The organism is Nocardioides sp. Z38_18, from assembly GCF_058215695.1.
Map to the genome: position 1 here is coordinate 1578705 of NZ_JBZAJE010000001.1, position 20858 is coordinate 1599562.

16 protein-coding genes are annotated in these 20858 nt (G+C 69.3%); 14 read left to right on the forward strand and 2 right to left on the reverse strand.

Annotation, left to right across the window (positions count from 1 at the left end):
• Positions 1-10 precede the first annotated feature (10 nt).
• The 4 genes from secD (at position 11) to AC4BGC_RS07540 (ending at position 5921) form a co-directional block, all read left to right on the forward strand.
• Positions 11-1726 carry a protein translocase subunit SecD gene (secD, locus tag AC4BGC_RS07525; protein WP_490555012.1) on the forward strand — a complete coding sequence of 572 codons (1716 nt, stop codon included), beginning with the start codon at positions 11-13 and terminating at the stop codon, positions 1724-1726.
• On the forward strand, positions 1726-2961 hold the full coding sequence (secF, locus tag AC4BGC_RS07530) for a protein translocase subunit SecF (RefSeq protein ID WP_490555013.1): 1236 nt from the start codon (positions 1726-1728) through the stop codon (positions 2959-2961). Before secD ends, secF begins: the two co-directional genes overlap by 1 nt.
• Positions 2962-2972: 11 nt before the next feature.
• The gene (locus tag AC4BGC_RS07535) at positions 2973-3524 is read left to right on the forward strand and encodes an adenine phosphoribosyltransferase (RefSeq protein ID WP_490555014.1); all 552 of its coding nucleotides are present in this window, start codon (positions 2973-2975) and stop codon (positions 3522-3524) included.
• A gap of 63 nt (positions 3525-3587) precedes the next feature.
• The gene (locus tag AC4BGC_RS07540; protein ID WP_490555015.1) at positions 3588-5921 is read left to right on the forward strand and encodes a RelA/SpoT family protein; all 2334 of its coding nucleotides are present in this window, start codon (positions 3588-3590) and stop codon (positions 5919-5921) included.
• A 195-nt stretch (positions 5922-6116) separates the two neighbouring features.
• On the opposite strand, the gene AC4BGC_RS07545 is transcribed toward AC4BGC_RS07540, so the two are convergent.
• The gene (locus tag AC4BGC_RS07545; protein ID WP_490555016.1) at positions 6117-7481 is read right to left on the reverse strand and encodes a DUF349 domain-containing protein; all 1365 of its coding nucleotides are present in this window, start codon (positions 7479-7481) and stop codon (positions 6117-6119) included.
• Positions 7482-7632: 151 nt separating this feature from the next.
• Here AC4BGC_RS07545 and AC4BGC_RS07550 point away from each other — a divergent pair, with 151 nt between their 5' ends.
• The 6 genes from AC4BGC_RS07550 (at position 7633) to AC4BGC_RS07575 (ending at position 16287) form a co-directional block, all read left to right on the forward strand.
• Entirely contained in the window at positions 7633-8349 is a 717-nt protein-coding gene (locus AC4BGC_RS07550) for an MBL fold metallo-hydrolase (RefSeq protein ID WP_490544503.1), read from the forward strand.
• Between the two features lies 1 nt (position 8350).
• Positions 8351-9697 carry a histidine--tRNA ligase gene (gene hisS, locus AC4BGC_RS07555; RefSeq protein ID WP_490544501.1) on the forward strand — a complete coding sequence of 449 codons (1347 nt, stop codon included), beginning with the start codon at positions 8351-8353 and terminating at the stop codon, positions 9695-9697.
• Positions 9694-11463, forward strand: a complete 1770-nt coding sequence (gene aspS / locus AC4BGC_RS07560; RefSeq protein WP_490555017.1) for an aspartate--tRNA ligase — start codon at positions 9694-9696, stop codon at positions 11461-11463. Before hisS ends, aspS begins: the two co-directional genes overlap by 4 nt.
• 171 nt (positions 11464-11634) lie before the next feature.
• Entirely contained in the window at positions 11635-13455 is a 1821-nt protein-coding gene (locus AC4BGC_RS07565; RefSeq protein ID WP_490544499.1) for an ABC transporter family substrate-binding protein, read from the forward strand.
• 140 nt (positions 13456-13595) lie between these two features.
• The gene (locus tag AC4BGC_RS07570) at positions 13596-15149 is read left to right on the forward strand and encodes an ABC transporter permease (protein WP_490555018.1); all 1554 of its coding nucleotides are present in this window, start codon (positions 13596-13598) and stop codon (positions 15147-15149) included.
• A 70-nt stretch (positions 15150-15219) separates the two neighbouring features.
• Positions 15220-16287 (forward strand): ABC transporter permease, encoded by a 1068-nt coding sequence (locus tag AC4BGC_RS07575; protein WP_490555019.1) that lies wholly within the window; start codon positions 15220-15222, stop codon positions 16285-16287.
• 23 nt (positions 16288-16310) lie between these two features.
• On the opposite strand, the gene AC4BGC_RS07580 is transcribed toward AC4BGC_RS07575, so the two are convergent.
• A complete protein-coding gene (locus tag AC4BGC_RS07580) occupies positions 16311-16841 on the reverse strand; it encodes a PH domain-containing protein (protein ID WP_490555020.1) in 531 nt (176 codons plus the stop codon).
• Positions 16842-16897: 56 nt separating this feature from the next.
• Between AC4BGC_RS07580 and AC4BGC_RS07585 the strand changes: the two genes are divergently transcribed.
• From AC4BGC_RS07585 to AC4BGC_RS07600, 4 genes are read left to right on the forward strand one after another with little or no spacing between them, the layout of a single operon-like run.
• Complete coding sequence (locus tag AC4BGC_RS07585) at positions 16898-18634, forward strand: ABC transporter ATP-binding protein (protein ID WP_490555021.1); 1737 nt, start codon at positions 16898-16900, stop codon at positions 18632-18634.
• A 29-nt stretch (positions 18635-18663) separates the two neighbouring features.
• Positions 18664-20070 (forward strand): replication-associated recombination protein A, encoded by a 1407-nt coding sequence (locus tag AC4BGC_RS07590; RefSeq protein ID WP_490555022.1) that lies wholly within the window; start codon positions 18664-18666, stop codon positions 20068-20070.
• An 11-nt stretch (positions 20071-20081) separates the two neighbouring features.
• Complete coding sequence (locus tag AC4BGC_RS07595) at positions 20082-20582, forward strand: hypothetical protein (RefSeq protein WP_490544488.1); 501 nt, start codon at positions 20082-20084, stop codon at positions 20580-20582.
• Between the two features lie 21 nt (positions 20583-20603).
• The gene (locus AC4BGC_RS07600; protein ID WP_490555023.1) at positions 20604-20858 is read left to right on the forward strand and encodes a DUF6167 family protein; all 255 of its coding nucleotides are present in this window, start codon (positions 20604-20606) and stop codon (positions 20856-20858) included.

The following is a 20858-nucleotide window of genomic DNA, read 5'->3' on the forward strand; positions in this document are numbered from 1 at the left end:
GGACACCGCCGTGGCGAAGAACAAGCTCCGTCCAGTGCGGACGCTGGTCATCTTCGGACTGACCATCTGCGTGCTCTACGGGCTCGCAGCGATCGGGCAGACCTGGAAGCCGCGCCTGGGCCTCGACCTCGAGGGTGGCACCCGGATCACGCTGTCGGCCATCTCCGCGGGCGACTCGATCACCCAGGAGAAGCTCAAGGAAGCGGCGAGCATCGTCGACTCCCGCGTCAACGGCAGCGGTGTCTCAGAGGCCGAGGTCTCCACCCAGGGCAACCGCAACATCATCGTGGAGATCCCCGGCGAGAACGCCTCCAACCTCGTCGAGGCGGTCAAGCGCACCGCCCAGCTCCGCTTCCGGCTGGTGGCCGGTTCGCCGCAGCCGGGAACTCCCGCCGAGGAGCCCAGCGCCTCCCCGAGCCCGTCGGCGGCCCCCAAGGGCAAGGCAGGCCAGGACAAGCAGCAGAAGGCCCCGGAGGCGACGGCCACGCCCAAGCCGCGGACCGCACCCTTCACCAAGCCCCAGGCCACGACCACCCCTTCGCCGGAGTCCGAACCGACGCCGAGTGCCCCCGCTGAGCAGGCGCCCACGCAGGAGGCCCCGCAGATCACCCAGAAGGGTGCACCGGTCAACGACCCGCTGGCCTGGTCCCAGGACCCGGGCATCGAGTGGCTCCAGAAGTTCTCCGAGTTCGTGTGCCCGACCGCCGACGAGGCCGCACCCAAGGCGGACAACCCCAACCAGCCGCTGATCGCCTGCGACGACGAGGGCCAGAAGTTCCTGCTCTCCAAGTCCCTGATCGAGGGCACCGAGCTGAAGTCGGCCTCCTACGGCACCCCGCCCAACGGGGTCGGCTGGGCCGTGAACCTGTCGTTCAAGAGCACCGCCCGCAAGGTGTTCGGCGACACGACCACCGCGCTCAACCAGAACCAGGGCACGTTCGCGATCGTGCTCGACGGTTCGGTCATCTCCTACGCGGGGGTCAACGAGCCGATCCTCGACGGAAACGCCCAGATCACCGGCGACTTCAGTGAGGCCGATGCGTCGTCACTGGCCAACTCGTTGAAGTACGGCGCCCTCCCGCTGCGCTTCGACAGCACCGTCGAGACCATCGGCCCCTCGCTCGCCGGCAACCAGCTCTCTGCAGGCATCCTGGCCGGAAGCATCGGCCTGGTGATCGTGATGATCTACTGCCTGGTCTACTACCGAGGACTCGGCATCGTCGTCGTGGCCTCACTGGTCGTCGCCGGCGTGATCACCTACGGCACCGTGCTGGTGCTGGCCAAGGCTGCCGGCTTCACGCTCACCCTCCCGGGCATCGCCGGACTGATCGTGGGGGTCGGTATCACCGCTGACTCCTTCATCGTCTACTTCGAACGAATACGTGACGAGATGCGCGACGGGAAGTCCATGCGGGTGGCCGTGGAGACCGGGTGGGCCAGCGCGCGGATGACCTGCCTGGCCGCGGACGCCGTCTCGCTGCTGGCCGCCGTGGTTCTCTACATCTTCGCGATCGGCGTGGTGCGGGGCTTCGCCTTCGCGCTCGGCATCAGCACCCTGATCGACGTCGCGGTGTTCTTCTGGTTCACCAAGCCGATGATGACCCTGCTCGCGAGACGCAAGTTCTTCAACTCCGGGTCCCGGTTCTCCGGGCTCTCTCCTGAGACCCTCGGCATCGACGAGGCTCCAAAGTCCAAGCAGCCGCAGCTCGTCGGAGGAGGTTCCTGATGGGCAAGATGAGCAGGCTCGGAAACGCGCTCTACGAGGGCGACGTCTCGATCGACTTCGTCGGCCGCAAGTGGCTCTGGTACGGCATCTCGATCGTGATCATCGCGGTCGCCATGGCCGGGTTGTTCTTCAAGGGGCTCAACTTCGGCATCGAGTTCGAGGGTGGGGTCGAGTACCGGGTGAGCCTCCCGGCCAACCAGGTCACCCAGGACAACGTCGACAAGATCCGCGCCGCCGTCGCCGACACCGGGATCGACGCCGCCTCCTCACCGATCGTGAACACCTCGGGCGAGTCGATCCGGGTGCAGACCGAGGAGCTCACCGACACGCAGTCCGACGAGGTGACCGACGCCATCGCGAAGGCCGTCGGGGTCGACGCACGCGACGACATCTCCACCCAGGACATCGGCGCGAGCTGGGGCCAACAGGTGGCCGAGCGCGCCATCACCGGTCTCGTGGTGTTCCTGGTCCTGGTGGTGCTGTTCATCTGGGCCTACTTCCGAGAATGGAAGATGTCGGTCGCCGCGCTGGTGGCGCTGGCCCACGACGTGATCATCACGATCGGCGTCTACGCGATCTCCGGCTTCGAGGTGACGCCCTCCACGGTCACCGGCCTGCTGACGATCCTGGGCTTCTCGCTCTACGACACCGTGGTCGTCTTCGACAAGGTGAAGGAGAACACCCGCAAGGGACGCAAGGGCAAGCGCACCTACGCCCAGCTGGCCAACCTCGCGGTGAACCAGACCCTGGTCCGCTCGATCAACACCTCGATCGTCGCCCTGCTGCCAGTCGGCGTGATCCTCTACGTCGGCACGGTCAGCCTCGGGACGGGCTCGCTGAAGGACCTCTCGCTCTCGCTGTTCGTCGGCATGGCGGCCGGTGCCTACTCCTCGATCTTCATCGCCACACCGCTCGCGGTGCAGCTGAAGGCGGGGGAGAAGGAGGTCACCCAGCAGGACGCCCGCGCCAGGGCCCGCGCCAAGCGCGACGTGGACCGGTACGCCGACGTGCCGAGCTTCTCCGAGGACCTGCCGATGCACGACGCCCCTGCGGACCACGACGACCTCGAGTCCGAGCCGGAGGAGCGCGCAGCCCCGGTGAAGGCCCCGCCGCGACGACCGGAGGCATCGGGATCGGGACGGACCGTGCCCGACCCGAAGGCGCCGATGCGCGACTCGGGTGCGGCCAAGCGCAGCCAACCGAGGCGTGAGCCTCGCTCCAAGCGCGGCAAGTGAGGACGCCGGCCGTGGGTGAGAACCGTGAGGAGCTCAGCGCACTGATCGGTGCTCTCGTTCGTGACATCGCGGACTTCCCGATGCCCGGGGTGACCTTCAAGGACATCACCCCGCTGCTCGACGACCACGCCGCGTTCACGGCCGTGGTCGCGGCACTGGCTGACGCCGGGCGCGACGAGACCGGAGCCGTCGTGGTGGACAAGGTCGTGGGGATGGAGGCCCGTGGGTTCATCCTCGGCGCCCCCGTGGCACTGCTCCTGGGGGTCGGCTTCGTCCCCGTCCGCAAGCCGGGCAAGCTGCCGTGGCGCACCGCGGCGGTGAGCTACGACCTCGAGTACGGCGCGGAGACCCTCGAGATGCACACCGACGCGGTGGCGGAGGGGGAGCGGATCCTGGTCATCGACGACGTGCTCGCCACCGGCGGCACGGCGCGCGCCACCGCCGAGCTGATCGAGGGGTTCGGGGCCGTCGTACACGGTCTGGCGGTCCTGCTGGAGCTGAGCTTCCTGCCCGGAAGGCAGGCCATCGGCGAGGTTCCCCTGACGGTGCTGCACAGGGTCTGAACGGCGAGCCTGCCGAGGTGCCTAGACTGGGAGTGTTGTCCGACCGGTTGAGGGAGGTGTCAGTTGGCTGAGGACCGCTTGGCGCCCGCCCCCGAGGCACCGGCCGGCACCGGCACCGGCACGTCCCCGCCCGCGCCCGCGGACCGCGGGTCGACCCTGACCGGACGCGGCGTACGCGCGAGGCTGGCCCGGATCGGCACCAGCAAGCAGGTCGGCAACCCGGTGCTGGAGCCGTTGTTCCGCACGGTGCGCGCCAACCACCCCAAGGCCGACCTGGCCCTGCTGGAGCGCGCCTACGACATCGCCGAGAAGCACCACCGCGGGCAGATGCGCAAGAGCGGTGACCCCTACATCACCCACCCGCTCGCCGTGACCACGATCCTGGCGGACATCGGCATGACCGAGCCGACCCTGGTGGCGGCCCTGCTCCACGACACGGTCGAGGACACGCCGTACACGCTCGACGAGCTGCGCCGGGACTTCGGCGATGAGGTCGCGGCCCTCGTCGACGGCGTGACCAAGCTCGACAAGGTGAAGTACGGCGACTCGGCGCAGGCCGAGACGATCCGCAAGATGATCGTGGCGATGAGCAAGGACATCCGGGTCCTGGTGATCAAGCTCGCCGACCGGCTGCACAACATGCGCACGCTGCGCTACGTCAAGCAGGAGACCCAGGAGCGCAAGTCGCGCGAGACCCTGGAGATCTACGCGCCGCTGGCACACCGGCTGGGCATGAACACGCTCAAGTGGGAGCTCGAGGACCTCGCGTTCGCCACGATGTATCCCAAGATCTACGACGAGATCGTCCGGCTCGTCGCGGAACGCGCCCCCTCGCGCGACCAGTTCCTGGCCCAGGTGATCTCCCAGGTCGAGGCGGATCTGCGGAGCAGCAAGATCAGCGCCCGGGTGACCGGCCGTCCCAAGCACTACTACTCGATCTACCAGAAGATGATCCACGGCGGACGCGAGTTCTCCGACATCTACGACCTCGTCGGGATCCGCATCCTCGTGGACAACGACCAGGACTGCTACGGCGTGCTCGGTGTGCTGCACAACCGCTGGAACCCGCTCCCGGGCCGGTTCAAGGACTACGTCGCGATGCCGAAGTTCAACATGTACCAGTCGCTGCACACCACCGTGATCGGTCCCTCCGGCAAGCCCGTCGAGATGCAGATCCGCACGGTGGGGATGCACCGTCGTGCGGAGTACGGCGTCGCGGCCCACTGGAAGTACAAGGAGGACTCGCGCAACGGCGTCGACACCGACAAGAGTCTCAAGGACTCCGACATGCCGTGGCTGCGCCAGCTCCTCGACTGGCAGAACGAGGTCGACGACCCGGGTGAGTTCCTGGACTCGCTGCGCTTCGAGATCAACAGCGCCGAGGTCTTCGTCTTCACTCCGCGCGGCGACGTGATCGGGCTCCCGATCGGGTCGACGCCGGTCGACTTCGCCTACGCCATCCACACCGAGGTCGGGCACCACACCATCGGTGCGCGGGTCAACGGCCGGCTCGTCCCGCTGGAGTCCGAGCTCGAGCACGGCGACGTGGTCGAGGTGTTCACCTCCAAGTCGCCCACGGCCGGACCCACCCGCGACTGGCTGACGTTCGTGAAGTCGCCGAGGGCGCGCAACAAGATCCGCCAGTGGTTCACCAAGGAGCGGCGCGAGGAGGCCATCGAGCAGGGCAAGGAGCAGATCGGCCGGCTGCTGCGCAAGGAGGGTCTCCCGCTCAAGCGGGTGATGACCCACGAGTCCCTGACCCAGGTCGCGAACGAGCTCAACATCGCCGACGTGACGGCGCTCTACGCCGCCGTCGGCGAGGGCAACCTGGGTGCCCAGACCGTCGTACGCAAGGTGGTCGAGGTCTCCGGTGGCACCGACGGCGCCGCCGAGGACCTCGCCGAGGCCGTGACGATCACCCGGCCGCGCCGCCGTGGCGCGGCCGCGCACGACTCCGGGGTCGTGGTGAAGGGGGCCACCGACGTACTGGTGAAGCTGGCCCGCTGCTGCACCCCGGTGCCCGGCGACGAGATCCTCGGCTTCGTCACCCGCGGCGACGGCATCTCGGTGCACCGCCGCGACTGCACCAACGCCGCGCAGCTGCTCAGCCAGCCCGAGCGGCTCGCCGAGGTGGAGTGGGCCCCCAGCTCACAGTCGACGTTCCTGGTCCAGATCATGGTCGACGCCCTCGACCGGGCCCGGCTGCTCTCGGACATCACGATGGTGCTCTCCGACCAGCACGTGAACATCCTCTCCGCGACCCTGACCACCAACCGCGACCGCGTCGCCAAGAGCAGGTTCACCTTCGAGATGGGCGACCCCAAGCACCTCGGCGCCATCTTGAAGTCCGTCCGTCAGGTCGACGGCGTCTTCGACGCCTACCGCGTCACCCAGTAGCTCTCGCTGCAGCGCGGTGCGCGGGCACCAACGTCTCGCCGGAGCGCGGTGAGCGGGCACAAACGTCTCGCCGGAGCGCGGTGAGCGGGCACTTGTGTCCGGGGCGCGCAAACAGAACTGCCCGGTCGGCGTCGTACGGGAGAGGTTTCTGCCCGGTCGGCGTCGTACGGCGGAACGTTTTGCCCGGTCGGCGGACTAGGAGAAGTCGGCTGCGGCCTTCTGGGCCATCTCGAGGAACTGCTGGCGCGAGGCGAGGTTCTCCTCCAGCTCCCTGGTCTTCTTCTCGTTGCCGGCGGCGCGGGCCTTGTCCAGGTCGGCCTCGATGGCGGCGATGGCGCGCTCGAGCTGGCTGAGCATGTCGCCCGCACGAGCCGACTTCTCGGGGTCGGTGCGCTTCCACTTGTCGTCCTCGATCGAGCGGATCGCCTGCTCGACCTTCCGGATCCGGGCCTCGAGGGGCTTGATGTCGTCGCGCGGCACCTTCCCGGCGGCGTCCCAGCGCTCGCTGATGTCGCGGAAGGCGCGCTTGGCGGCCTCGAGGTCGGTCACGGGGACCAGGGCCTCGGCCTCCACGAGCAGCGCGCGCTTCTTCTCCGCGTTGGCCGCGAACTCGCGGTCCTCCTCGGCGTTGGCGGCCTCGCGGGCGCTGAAGAAGGCGTCCTGGGCGGCGCGGAACCGCTGCCAGAGCTTCTCCTCGACGTCGCGCGGGGCTGAGCCGGCCGCCTTCCAGTCCTGCATCAGCTCGCGGTAGCGGGTGGAGGTGGGCCCCCACTCGGTGGAGCCGCTGATCGCCTCCGCTTCCTTGAGGAGCCGCTCCTTGACGACCCGGGCGCCCTCGCGCTGCTCACCGAGCTCGGCGAAGTGCGCCTTGCGGCGCCGGGTGTACGCCGTGCGCGCGCCGGAGAAGCGGTGCCACAGCTCGTCGTCGCTCTTCTTGTCCAGGCGGGGGAGCGTCTTCCACTCCTCCAGCAGGTCGCGCAGCCGGTTGACCCCGTTGCGCCAGTCCTTGCCCTGGGAGATCTTCTCGGCCTCGCCGACGATCTGCTCCTTGCGGGCGCGCGACTCCTCAAGCCGGCGAGCGCGCTCCTCCTTGCGCTTGTTGCGCTGGAGCCCGACCAGCGGGCCGAGGGCGTCGAGCCGGGCGGTGAGCCCGACGATGTCGCCGACCGCGTTGGCCTCGGCGATCTGGGCTGCCACCCGCTTGATCGACTCGGTCGCCTCGTCGGGGCTCAGCGACTCGGCGCGCACGCGCTGCTCGAGCAGCGCGACCTCGAACTCGAGCGCGTCGAAACGCCGGGTGAAGAACGCGAGCGCCTCCTCGGGCGTGCCCTCCGGGTACTGGCCGACGACGCGCTCGCCCTCGGCGGTGCGCAGGTAGACGGTCCCGTCCTCCTCGACGCGCCCCCACTCACTGGCCGGCGGACCCGACGGAGCCGGGGGAGCGGCCGCGGCAGGCGGGGCCGGTCGCGGGACCGGCGGTGCCGCGGGACGCGGCGGCGGACCGGGCTTGCCGGGACGAGCCGGGGGGCCCTGGTCGGGGGAGTTGCCCTGCGCGGTCACGTCGCTACACCTGCTCCTGCGTTGTCCGTACCTGCTGTTCGGCCCGGCTCTTCGGCCTGGTCACATCGTACGCATGCCGAGGTGGGGTTCCCGGGACAGTAGGCTGGCTGAGTCCAATCTGGTCCCCAACCCCGAAGCAGGAGACGTCAAGGTGCTGATCGCAGGCTTCCCAGCCGGACCGTGGGGCACCAACTGCTACGTCGCGGCAACCGGTCCCGGCACCGAGTGCGTCGTGATCGACCCGGGCAAGGACGCAGCCGAAGGAGTCCAGCAGGTGGTGCGCGAGCACAACCTGAAGCCGGTCGCCGTCCTGGTCACGCACGGGCACGTCGACCACATGTGGTGCGTGGCCCCGGTCGCGGGCACCTACGACGCCACCGCCTGGATCCACCCCAGGGACCGGCACCTGCTCGCCAACCCGATGGCCGGCATGTCCGCTGAGACCACCGCGATGATGCTCGGCGGCAAGTACGAGTTCGCCGAGCCCGATCGCGTCGAGGAGCTCAGCGACGCCCAGACGCTCGAGCTGGCCGGCCTGAGCTTCGTCGTGGACCACACCCCCGGGCACACCGAGGGCTCGGTGACCTTCCGCTCGCCGTACCCCGACGCGGACGTCTCCGAGGTGATGTTCTCCGGTGACCTGCTCTTCGCAGGCTCCATCGGCCGGACCGACCTCCCCGGCGGCGACCACCCGACGATGCTGCGCAGCCTGCGCGAGAAGGTGCTCACCCTGCCCGACGACATCGTGGTGCTCCCCGGACACGGCGAGCAGACCAGCATCGCCCGCGAGCGCGCCACCAACCCGTTCCTGCTCGAGCTCCAGGACGAGGGACGCGGTTCCTCCGCCCCGATCACCCGAGGCCTCTGAGATGAGCCGTCCCACCCCGCTGAGCGGGTTCCCCGAGCTGCTGCCCGGGCAGAGGTACGTCGAGCAGCAGGTCCTCGCCCGCCTGGCCGCGACCTTCGAGCTGCACGGCTTCGCCAACATCGAGACCCGTGCCGTGGAGCCGCTGGACCAGCTGTTGCGCAAGGGGGAGACCTCCAAGGAGGTCTACGTGCTCAAGCGCATCCACGACCAGGAGGGCGACGCCGGGATGGGGTTGCACTTCGACCTCACGGTCCCGTTCGCCCGCTACGTCCTGGAGAACGCCGGCAAGCTGGACTTCCCGTTCCGCCGCTACCAGATCCAGAAGGTGTGGCGCGGGGAGCGCCCGCAGGAGGGCCGCTTCCGCGAGTTCACGCAGGCCGACGTCGACGTCATCGGACGCGACTCCCTCTCCTTCCACCACGATGTCGAGGTCGCCCGGGTGATGCTCGACGCGCTCGCCGGCCTCGACTTCTTGCCCGGGTTCCGCCTGCAGGTGAACAACCGCAAGCTGATCCAGGGTTTCTACGCAGGCCTGGGCGTCCCCGACCTCGATGCGGTGATGCGCACGGTCGACAAGCTCGACAAGATCTCCGAGGAGCGCGTGGGCGCGCTGCTGGTGGAGGAGGCAGGGCTCACGGCCGAGCAGGCGGAGAGCTGCCTGGCGCTGGCCCGGATCAGCACCACCGACACCTCGTTCGTGGAGCAGGTGCGCGCGCTCGGCGTACACCACGAGCTGCTGGACGAGGGGCTCACCGAGCTCGCCGCGGTGGTCGAGGGCTGCGCCACCCTGGTCACCGACCGGGTCCGGATCGTCGCCGACCTGAAGATCGCCCGGGGTCTGGACTACTACACCGGCACGGTCTTCGAGACGCGGCTCGACGGCTACGAGAGCCTCGGCTCGATCTGCTCCGGTGGCCGGTACGACGCACTGGCCAGCGACGGCCGGGCGACCTACCCCGGCGTCGGCATCTCGCTGGGGGTGAGTCGCGTGCTCGTGCCGCTGCTCGGCAGGGGAGTCGTGGCAGCCGACCGGACCGTGCCCAGCGCCGTGCTGGTCGCGGTGACCGACGAGGACAGCCGCGCCGCGAGTGACGTGCTCGCCGGGCAGCTGCGGGCCAACGGCGTGCCCTGCGAGGTGGCGCCCGCCGCGCAGAAGTTCGGCAAGCAGATCCGCCACGCGGAGCGCCGTGGCATCCCCTTCGTGCTCTTCCCCGGTGCGGCCGACCAGCCCGCCGAGATCAAGGACATCCGCAGCGGCGAGCAGACCGCTGTGGACCCCACCACGTGGATGCCGCCGGTCGAGGACCTGCGCCCGCGTGTCCGCAGCAACCAACAGGAGCAACAGTGATCCGTACCCACACGGCCGGCGAACTCCGCGCGAGCCACGTCGACACCGAAGTCATCCTCGCCGGATGGGTGGCCCGACGTCGCGACCACGGGGGAGTGGCCTTCATCGACCTGCGCGACGCCAGCGGGGTGGTGCAGGTCGTCATCCGGGACGAGGCCGTCGCGCACCACCTGCGCAGCGAGTACTGCCTGAAGATCACCGGCACCGTCGGTCTCCGGCCCGAGGGCAACCAGAACCCCAACCTGCCCACCGGCGAGATCGAGGTCATCGCCACCGACGTCGAGGTGCTCAGCAGCTCGGCCCCGCTGCCGTTCCCGATCGACGACACGTCGACCGGTGGCGCGGTGGGCGAGGAGGCCCGCCTCAAGTACCGCTACCTCGACCTGCGACGCAGCGGACCCAGCCACGCGCTGCGGCTGCGCAGCAAGGTCAACAAGGCGGCCCGCGACGTGCTGGACGAGGAGGGCTTCGTCGAGGTGGAGACCCCGACGCTGACCCGGTCCACCCCCGAGGGCGCCCGCGACTTCCTGGTCCCCGCCCGCCTGCAGCCCGGTAGCTGGTACGCCCTGCCACAGAGCCCGCAGCTGTTCAAGCAGCTGCTGATGGTGGCGGGGATGGAGCGCTACTACCAGATCGCCCGCTGCTACCGCGACGAGGACTTCCGCGCCGACCGGCAGCCCGAGTTCACCCAGCTCGACGTCGAGATGAGCTTCGTGGACCAGGACGACGTGATCGCCCTGACCGAGCGCATCCTCACCGCCGTCTGGTCCCTGATCGGGTACGACGTGCCCACCCCGCTGCCGCGCCTGACCTACGCCGAGGCGATGTCCCGCTTCGGCTCCGACAAGCCGGACCTGCGCCTGGACCTCGAGCTCGTGGAGTGCACCGAGTTCTTCAAGGACACCCCGTTCCGGGTCTTCCAGTCCGAGTACGTCGGTGCCGTGGTGATGGCCGGTGGCGCCAGCCAGCCGCGGAAGAAGCTGGACGCCTGGCAGGAGTGGGCCAAGCAGCGTGGCGCCAAGGGGCTGGCCTACCTCCTGGTCAAGGAGGACGGCGAGCTAGCCGGGCCGGTCGCGAAGAACATCAGCGAGGAGGAGCGGGCGGGCATCGCCGCGCACGTGGGGGCGCAGCCCGGTGACTGCATCTTCTTCGCCGCCGGCGCCACCAAGCCCAGTCGCGCCCTGCTCGGGGCGGCCCGCCTGGAGATCGGTCGCCGCGGCGGCCTGATCGACGAGGACGCCTGGAGCTTCGTGTGGGTCGTCGACGCGCCGCTGTTCGAGCCGGCCGCGGACGCGACCGCCGCGGGTGACGTCGCCGTCGGCACTGGCGCGTGGACCGCCGTGCACCACGCGTTCACCAGCCCCAAGGACGTGGAGAACTTCGACAAGGACCCCGGCAACGCGCTCGCCTGGGCCTACGACATCGTCTGCAACGGCAACGAGATCGGCGGTGGCTCGATCCGGATCCACCGCAGCGACGTGCAGAAGCGCGTCTTCGCCCTGATGGGGCTCGACGAGGAGGCCGCGCAGGAGAAGTTCGGGTTCCTCCTCGACGCCTTCGCGTACGGCGCCCCGCCCCACGGCGGCATCGCCTTCGGCTGGGACCGGATCTGCGCCCTGCTCACCGGGTCGGACTCGATCCGGGAGGTGATCGCCTTCCCGAAGAGCGGAGGCGGCTACGACCCCCTGACCGCGGCCCCGGCTCCGATCACCCCGGAGCAGCGCAAGGAAGCCGGTGTGGACGCACGTCCCGAAAAGCCCGTGTGAGCAACGTTACTTCGGGATAATAGTCGCACTCCGGTAACAATTCCCATTTCGGGTCGTCAACGGTCAAGTTCGGTCACGTGTTGTGCCTAATGTTGGTTGGGTCAGTCGTCTTCGACTGACCCAACCGCGGCCCCATCGAGACACGGTGGGACGACACGAAGAGGAGCACAAGTGATTAACAAGCGGATCTTCGCTGCGGGGGCGGTGGTCGCTGCGCTGAGCCTCGTGGGCACAGCCTGCTCCGCGCCCTCGGCCGACGAGGACAGCGGGGACAAGAAGACGTCCCTCAGCCTCGGCTGGAACCAGCCGTTCTACTCGTACAACACCGAGACCTCGAACGGTAACTCCACTGCGAATGCCGTCATCAAGTACCTGATGACCGACCAGTTCTGGTACTACGACCAGAACTCGGAGCTCCAGACCAACGAGTCCTTCGGTACCTACGAGAAGGTCAGCGAGGACCCGCTGACGGTCAAGTACACCGTCAACGAGGACAGCAAGTGGTCTGACGGCACCCCGGTCGACGCGGCTGACCTGCTCCTGGTCTGGGCGAGCGGCAGTGGCAACGTGAACACCATCGACTCCGACCAGGTCAAGCGCGACGAGGCGACCGGCCTGCCCCAGAACACCAAGGGCAAGGTCTACTTCGACGGCGCCGTCCCCGGCCTCGCACTGGTCAAGGACACCCCGGTCATCGGTGACGACGGCAAGTCGCTCACGCTGACCTACACCAAGCCCTTCGCCGACTGGCAGCTCGACGTCGAGGTCCACACCCCGGCGCACGTGACCGCTGGCAAGGCCCTCGGCATCGAGGACCCGCAGGAGGCCAAGGACGCCCTCGTGAAGGCCGTCCAGGACAAGGACGAGGCCGCCCTGCAGAAGATCTCGGCTTTCTGGAACACCGGCTTCGACTACACCAAGATGCCTGAGGACAAGGATCTCACTCTCTCCACCGGCGCCTACGTGCTGACGGAGTTCAAGGAGAACGAGTTCATGACCCTCGACAAGAACCCTGAGTACAAGGGGGACCACGAGGGCGCCATCGACACCCTGACGGTGCGTTGGAACGAGGACCCGATGGCTCAGGTCCAGGCGCTCGAGAACGGCGAGATCGACGTGATGTCGCCGCAGGTGACCGCGGACGTGGTCAAGGCCGCCGAGAAGATCAAGAACGCAAAGATCGAGTCGAGCCTCGACGCCACCTACGAGCACATCGACCTCGTGATGAACAACAAGGGTCCCTTCGACCCGGCGAGCTACGGCGGCGACGCAGCCAAGGCCAAGCAGGTGCGCCAGGCGTTCCTGCACGCGGTGCCGCGCCAGGAGATCGTCGACAAGCTGATCAAGCCGATCACGTCCGATGCGAACGTCCGCGACTCCTTCCTCTACACCGAGGGCACCCCCGGGTACGACGAGGTCGTGGCCGCGAACGGTTCCTCGGAGTACGCCGAGGTCGACCCCGCCAAGTCGCAGCAGCTGCTCAAGCAGGCCGGCGTCACCACGCCTGTCAAGGTGCGCGTGATGTACGCCAAGGGCAACGTCCGGCGTGAGAACCAGTTCGAGATCATGAAGCCCGCGCTCGCGAAGGCCGGTTTCGAGCTGATCGACAACGGCAGCGAGAAGTGGGGCGAGAAGCTCGGCGACGGCACCTACGACGCCGTGATCTTCGGCTGGCAGTCCACCACCACCGGTGTGACCGAGAGCGGTCCGCCCACCTTCGGAACCGGTGGGATCAACAACCTCAACGGCTACTCGAACAAGAAGGTCGACGCGCTGCTCGACGAGGTCAGCGTGACCATCGACCCCGCGGAGCAGCTGCGGATCCAGACCGAGGTGGAGAAGCTCCTCTTCGAGGACGCCGTCGGTCTGACCATCTTCCAGCACCCGGGGGCGACGATCTCCAACGAGGAGCGGGTCACGGGTCTCGAGCCCGGGCCGCTGTCGCCGACCATGTTCCAGGGCTTCTGGAACTGGAAGGTCCCCAACAGCTGACCGCTGTTCGACGCATGTTTGACTAGTAAGAGTCTGGTGGCGGGTGCGGCCGGTTCCCCGGCCGCACCCGGCACCACGTCCGCCAGTGCTGCGCCTCCCGAGTCCGGCTGCGCGCGCCCCCACACAGGTTGGGTCCCCCGATGGTTTCGTTCTTCGTCAAGCGACTTTCCATGTCGCTCCTGGTCGTGCTGATCTCCACGGTGATCATGTACGTCCTCGTGGACATCTCGATCGACCCCTTCGAGGATCTCCGTACCAGTACCGCCCCCAACAAGGCGGCCCAGATCCAGAACCGGATCGCCGAGCTCAACCTCAACGACCCCGTGCTCGTGCGCTACCTCGACTGGCTGCGCGGCGCGAGCGGGTGCCTGTACGGCAACTGTGACCTGGGCACCAACTGGATGACCAACCAGCAGGTCACCTCGCTGCTCAGTGGAGCAGTGGGAACCACGATCCAGCTCGTCGGCGCGGCGACCATCGTCGCCATCATCCTCGGTGTGCTGGTCGGCGTGATCAGCGCGCTTCGCCAGTACAGCGGCTTCGACTACACGATCACCTTCCTGTCCTTCCTGCTCTACTCGCTGCCGGTGTTCTGGGTCGCGGTGCTGGCGAAGGTCTTCCTGGCGATCGACTTCAACGACTTCCTGCGGGATCCGGTGATCTCCACCGCCGCGATCGCGGTGTGCGCGGTCGTCTTCGGCATCGTGGTGAGCTCTGCGGTGGCCGGTGACGCCCGAACGCGGTTGCGCAACTTCGCCGTCGCGGCTCTCGCCACGGCCGCCCTGCTCGTCTACCTCGACCTGACGGACTGGTTCGTCGACCCCGCGCTGGGCATCGTGCTCATCGCCCTCGGCTCGTTCGGCTCGGCGCTTGCGGTGACCGCGCTGAGCACCGGCCTGCGCAACCGCAAGGCGCTGTACTCCTCGTTGACGGTCGCCGCAGTCGGCACCGCGCTGTGGCTGCCGCTGCTGTTCTTCTGGGCCTGGGCCAAGGACGCGGGCGTCCTGGGCTGGCCCCTGGTCCTCGCGCTGTTCCTGAGCGCTCTGGTGATCAGCGCAGGCATCGGCCTCGCCTGGGGTGGCCCCGACCGGGCGCGGTCCGCGCGCACCGCGGTGCTCACGGCGGTGCCGGTCTCGGGCCTGATCTTCGTCGACCGGGTGCTGCAGAGCTGGGGCTCCTACAACGACAACCCCGCGATCAAGGGCCGACCGATCGCCACGCTGGGCAGCTCCACGCCGAACCTGCAGGGCGACTTCTGGATCCACACCATCGACTCCGCGGCCCACCTCGTGCTCCCGACCGCGACGCTGATCCTGATCTCGTTCGCGTCCTACACGCGCTACTCCCGGGCCTCGATGCTCGAGGTGATGAACCAGGACTACATCCGCACGGCCCGGTCCAAGGGCCTCACGGAGCGAACGGTCATCATGCGGCACGCGTTCCGCAACGCGCTGCTCCCGCTGGCCTCGATCGTCCCCATCGACATCATCACGCTGCTCGGCGGCGCCGTGATCACCGAGACCGTCTTCGGGTGGTTCGGGATGGGACGCCTGTTCGTGGAGTCCCTCGACGCGAACCAGCAGGACCCGGTGATGGCCTACATCGTCGTGGTGGGCATCCTCGCGGTGATCGCCAGCCTGGTGGCAGACCTCATCTACGCGGTGCTCGACCCGCGCATCCGGGTGGCCGCATGAGCCACCGCCCAGAACTGCTCGTGAAAGGACGCAGTGCGCTGATGGAGCTCACCTTCCGGCGGGGGCCCCGATGAGTACGCCCCTGGAACCGACAGGGCGCACGGACACGGTCGCGGACGACACGACCGCGAGCCCGATCGAGCTCAAGGACGTCGCCGGCCTCTCGCAGGGCCAGATCGTGCGGCGCCGCTTCTTCCGGCACCGAGGCGCGATCGCCGGGCTGGTCACCCTCCTGGTGATCGTGCTGCTGGCCTACTCCTCCATCGGCACCCTGGGGATCCCGGGCTGGTGGAAGTTCGACCACGTGAACACCGGTGCCGTGCAGAACGGCGGCGCGCCGACGTTGAGCCTGCCGAGGTGGCTCGGCGGAAGCGGGTTCGCGATCGGCGATCACCCGTTCGGGCAGGACGAGATCGGTCGCGACATCTTCGCCCGCACCATGAAGGGCACCCAGACCTCGATCAACGTGATGCTCGTGATCAGCCTGCTGGCAGCGTTCATCGGGATGACCATCGGCGCGGTCTCCGGCTACTTCCGCGGCTGGGTCGACCAGCTCCTGATGCGGTTCACCGACTTGTTCATCACGTTCCCGGTGATCGTCATCGGCGCCGTCCTGGGCAACTTCGTCGGGTCGGCAGGTGCCTTCTGGCTCGCCGTGGCGCTGGGCGGGATCACGTGGACGACCCTGGCCCGACTGGTCCGGGGCGAGTTCCTCTCGCTACGCGAACGCGAGTTCGTCGACGCGGCCAAGGTCGCCGGCGCCAGCAGCTTCCGGATCATCCGCAAGCACATGATCCCCAACGCCATGGGGGTGATCATCGTGAACACCACCCTGCTGGCCTCCACCGCGGTCCTGCTCGAGACCTCGCTGAGCTACCTCGGCTTCGGGGTCCGGGCGCCCGACGTCTCGCTGGGCACGATGATCGCGCAGTACCAGTCCGCGTTCTCCACCCGGCCGTGGCTGTTCTGGTGGCCCGGTGTGTTCATCATCCTGATCGCCCTCTCGGTGAACTTCATCGGCGACGGGCTCCGCGACGCCTTCGACCCCCGGCAGAAGCGGGTTCCGTCCGCGCGCAAGATGCAGCGCGCCGCGCTGCTGACCGGCAAGCTCGGCAAGCGCGACGGGGACGCAGGATGACCTGCCCCCAGCGCGTGCCGGACTCAGGCGAGCAGTGGCAGGGCAACCGTGGCGACGGCGAGCACGGCCAGTGCCGCCAGCAGGGGACGGTGCCAGCGGACGACGGCATCCGGGTGCTCCAGCCGCGGGTCGTCCAGGTGTCCCTCGGCCCGCAGCCGGTCGAGTCGCTCCTGGACCAGTGCTGCCGCGGTGCTCGGAACGCCCCTGGCGCGGTCGCGCCCCGAAGGCGCCTGTGCCGCCCAGGCGGTCACCTGCCCAAGCGCCGTACACAGGCGCAGGCCGTAGCGGCCCTCGACGGCCTGTACGGCGGGCCAGGGAACCTCCACCGTGCGCAGCGTGTTGGCGACCGTGATGCCACCGTCGGAGACCTCCACGTAGGGCTGCCAGAACGCTGCCCAGCCCACCACCCCGAACAGCACGACGGGGGCGCCGAGCCGCAGCGTCGCCTCGGCGCTGTCCAGCACCAGCGACACCATGCCGGCGAGGGACAACAGCACCATCGTCACGCCCAGCAGCTGCGCCGATCGAGACCTGATCCGCACCGTCGGTTGCATGGACACACCCTGACAGATGCCCCGACGCCGCCCACGCCAGCAAGGAGAGGCCGCTCGTGAGCACCCCGATCCACGATTCCCCCCAGTCCGCAAACCCCGCCGAGGGCACCGGCCCGATCCTCGAGGTGGAGGACCTCTGCGTCTCGTTCTACGTCGACGGCGAGTGGTTCCCGGCCGCCGTGGACGTGACCTACCAGGTCAACGCCGGTGAGGTCCTGGCCATCGTCGGTGAGTCCGGCTCGGGCAAGACCCAGTCCGCGATGTCGCTGCTCGGCCTGCTGCCCGCCAACGGCCGGGCGACCGGCAGCGCGAAGCTCAGGGGCCAGGAGCTCGTCGGGCTGACCGGGGCGGGGATGCGCCGCATCCGCGGCAAGGAGATCGCCGTGATCTTCCAGGAGCCGATGACGGCGATGAACCCCGTCTACACGATCGGCTTCCAGATCGTCGAGACGATCCGCTCGCACTTCGACGTCTCGCCCAAGCAGGCCAGGGAACGCGCCATCGAGCTGCTGACCATGGTGGAGATCCCCGAGCCGGAGAGGCGTTTCGACGCCTTCCCGCACCAGCTCTCCGGCGGCCAGCGGCAGCGCGCGATGATCGCCCAGGCGCTGGCGTGCGAGCCCAAGCTGCTGATCGCCGACGAGCCGACCACGGCCCTCGACGTGACGGTCCAGGCCGAGATCCTCAAGCTGATGCGCGACCTGCGCGAGCGCGTCAACGCGGGCGTGGTGCTGATCACCCACGACATGGGTGTGGTGGCGGACATGGCCGACCGGATCATGGTGATGCGCCAGGGCCGGATCGTGGAGTCGGGCACCACCGAGGCCGTGTTCAACGATCCGCAGCACCCCTACACCCGCCAGCTGCTCACGGCCGTGCCGCACTTCGGCGCGGTCACCGACGCCGAGGCCGCGGCCAGGGCCGAGGAGGAGCGGGGTCGTGCCGAGCGAAGCACGCGGAGCCCGATCCTGGTCGCCGAGAACCTGGTCCTGGAGTACCCCAAGCGGGGCAGCCAGCCGGTGTTCCGGGCCGTGGACGACGTGAACCTCACGATCAGCTCCGGCGAGGTCGTCGGGCTCGTGGGGGAGTCCGGCTCCGGGAAGACCACGATCGGCCGCGCCGCGCTGGGCCTGCTGCCCGTCGCCGGCGGCAAGCTGGAGATCGGTGGCGTGGCGATGCAGGGTGCGTCGGCCAAGGCGCTGCGACCGCTGCGGGAGCGGGTCGGGATCGTCTTCCAGGACCCCGGGTCGTCGCTGAACCCCCGGCTCCCGATCGGTGAGTCGATCGGAGAGCCCCTCTTCCTGCACCGCAAGCTCAAGGGCCGGGCGCTGGACGCCGAGGTCGAGAAGCTGCTCGACAAGGTGCAGCTCCAGCGCGGCTTCCGCAACCGCTACCCCCACGAGCTCTCCGGTGGTCAGCGGCAGCGTGTCGGCATCGCCCGGGCGCTCGCCCTCGACCCCGAGCTGCTGGTGGCGGACGAGCCGACCTCCGCGCTCGACGTCTCGGTGCAGGCCAAGGTGCTGCAGCTCTTCCAGGAGCTGCAGCAGGAGCAGGGCTTCGCCTGCCTGTTCATCAGCCACGACCTCGGCGTGGTGGAGATCCTCGCCTCCCGGATCGCGGTGATGTACCGCGGGAAGATCGTGGAGATCGGCGACCGCGACCAGATCGTGCGCCACCCGCAGCACGAGTACACACGCCGGCTGGTCTCGGCCGTGCCCGTCCCGGATCCCGCCGAGCAGCGCCGCCGCCGCGAGGCGCGGGACGCGATCATCGACGAGGCGGGAGTGTCCTGAGCCGGGTCACAGCCGGATAGGGTCGCACGGTGGATGGCCTCTTCGCGTACGACGGACCCGGATCGGGACCCTCGACGGCGGCTACCGGCTCGTCGGGGACCCTGGCCGGCAACACGCACACCTCGGCTCCTCTCGCCGTACGGATGCGCCCGCGCAACCTCGACGAGCTCGTCGGCCAGCAGCACCTGCTCGCTCCCGGCGCACCCCTGCGTCGCCTGGTCGAGGGGGACCAGCCGATGTCCCTGCTGCTCTGGGGACCGCCGGGGACCGGCAAGACCACGATCGCCTCGATCGTCTCCGGCCAGACCAACCGGCACTTCGTGGAGGTCTCTGCCGTCTCCGCGGGCGTGAAGGAGGTCCGCGCCGCCATCGACAGCGCCCGCAACCGGCTCGTCGCCACGGGGCAGGAGACGGTGCTCTTCGTCGACGAGGTGCACCGGTTCAGCAAGGCCCAGCAGGACGGTCTCCTCCCCGGGGTGGAGAACCGCTGGGTGACGCTCGTGGCCGCGACGACCGAGAACCCGTTCTTCTCCGTGATCTCCCCGCTGCTGTCGCGCTCGCTGCTGCTCACGCTGGAGCCGCTCACCGACGACGACGTGCGCGGGGTGATCCAGCGAGCGCTCACCGACCCGCGCGGGCTGGACGGGCAGGTCACGATCGAGGACGACGCCCTCGACCACCTGGTCCGGCTCGCGGGCGGGGACGCCCGGCGCTCGCTGACATACCTCGAGGCGGCCGCCGGGGCTGCGGTCTCGACAGGCTCGACCAACAAGGACGGCGCGACCACTGACGACGGGCCGGTCGTGATCGACCTGGCCACCACGGAGACCGCGGTCGACCGGGCCTCGGTGCGCTACGACCGGCAGGGCGACCAGCACTACGACGTCACGAGTGCCTTCATCAAGTCGATCCGCGGCTCGGACGCCGACGCCGCGCTGCACTACCTCGCCAGGATGGTGGAGGCCGGCGAGGACCCCCGGTTCATCGCGCGCCGCCTGATCATCCTGGCCAGCGAGGACATCGGGCTGGCCGATCCCACCGCCCTGACCACGGCGGTGGCCGCCGCCCAGGCCGTCGCCCTGATCGGGATGCCCGAGGGCCGCCTCAACCTGGCGCAGGCCACGATCGCGCTGGCGCTGGCGCCCAAGTCCAACGCGGTGATCAAGGGCATCGATGCCGCCAGCGCGGACGTGCGTGCGGGCAAGATCGGCGCCGTGCCCGCGCACCTGCGCGACGCCCACTACGGCGGCTCGAAGAAGCTCGGCCACGGCAAGGGCTACAAGTACTCCCACGACGCCCCGTTCGGGATCGCCGAGCAGCAGTACGCCCCCGACGTGGTGCTGGACGAGACCTACTACCAGCCCACCAACCTCGGTGCGGAGAGCGCGTTCAAGGAGCGGTGGGAGCGGATCAGGCGCCTGATCCGCGGCAGGTAGGGTCGGGCACCATGGAACCGCCCGTCCTGATCGCCGGCGCCGTCGCGGTCGGCGCACTGCTGGTCGCTGCCCTCGTGGTGGCGCTGGTGCTGCGCGCCCGCAGGCGATCGCGCCAGGAGCTGGCGGCGGCACTCGCCGCGGCCCAGAGGGAGACCGAGGAGCTGCGCGCCAGGCTGGACGCGCTCACCGAGCAGCTGGAGCGGCAGTCCGCCTCGATGATCCGGGTCGACGACCCGGCGTACGTGATCACCGACGCGGGGACCACCCACCTCGAGCCCACCGTCGCCGACCGGGTGGTGCTCAGCACCACGGTGGGTGAGCCGCTCCTCAAGGCGGTCGCGTTCGGGCACGGCCTGCGCCGCGCGCTGTCCCCGGAGTCGCGCAACCGGATCCGGTTCGAGATGCGCCGAGAGGTGCGCGCCGCGCGCCGGCGACGACGCCAGGAGAACAAGGCCTCCATCCGGGAGTCCCGCGCCGCCCAGCGGGGCACCGAGAGCACCGGCGCGGCATGAGCACGCGATGAACAGGACGCCATGAACAGGGGAGTGTGGTTCGTCGCGGGCGCCGGAGCGGGCGTGTATGCGATGGTCAAGGCAAGGCGCGCGGCCGAGGCGCTGACGCCCGACGGCCTCCGCGACCGGCTCTCGGGTCTCGGGGTGGGGGCGCAGCTCTTCGCCGACGAGGTCCGGGCCGGCATGAACGAGAAGGAGTCCGACCTGCGCGACCGGCTCGGCTGGGCGCCCGACGGACCACGAGAACTGACCACACCGACGCAGGAGATCACCTAA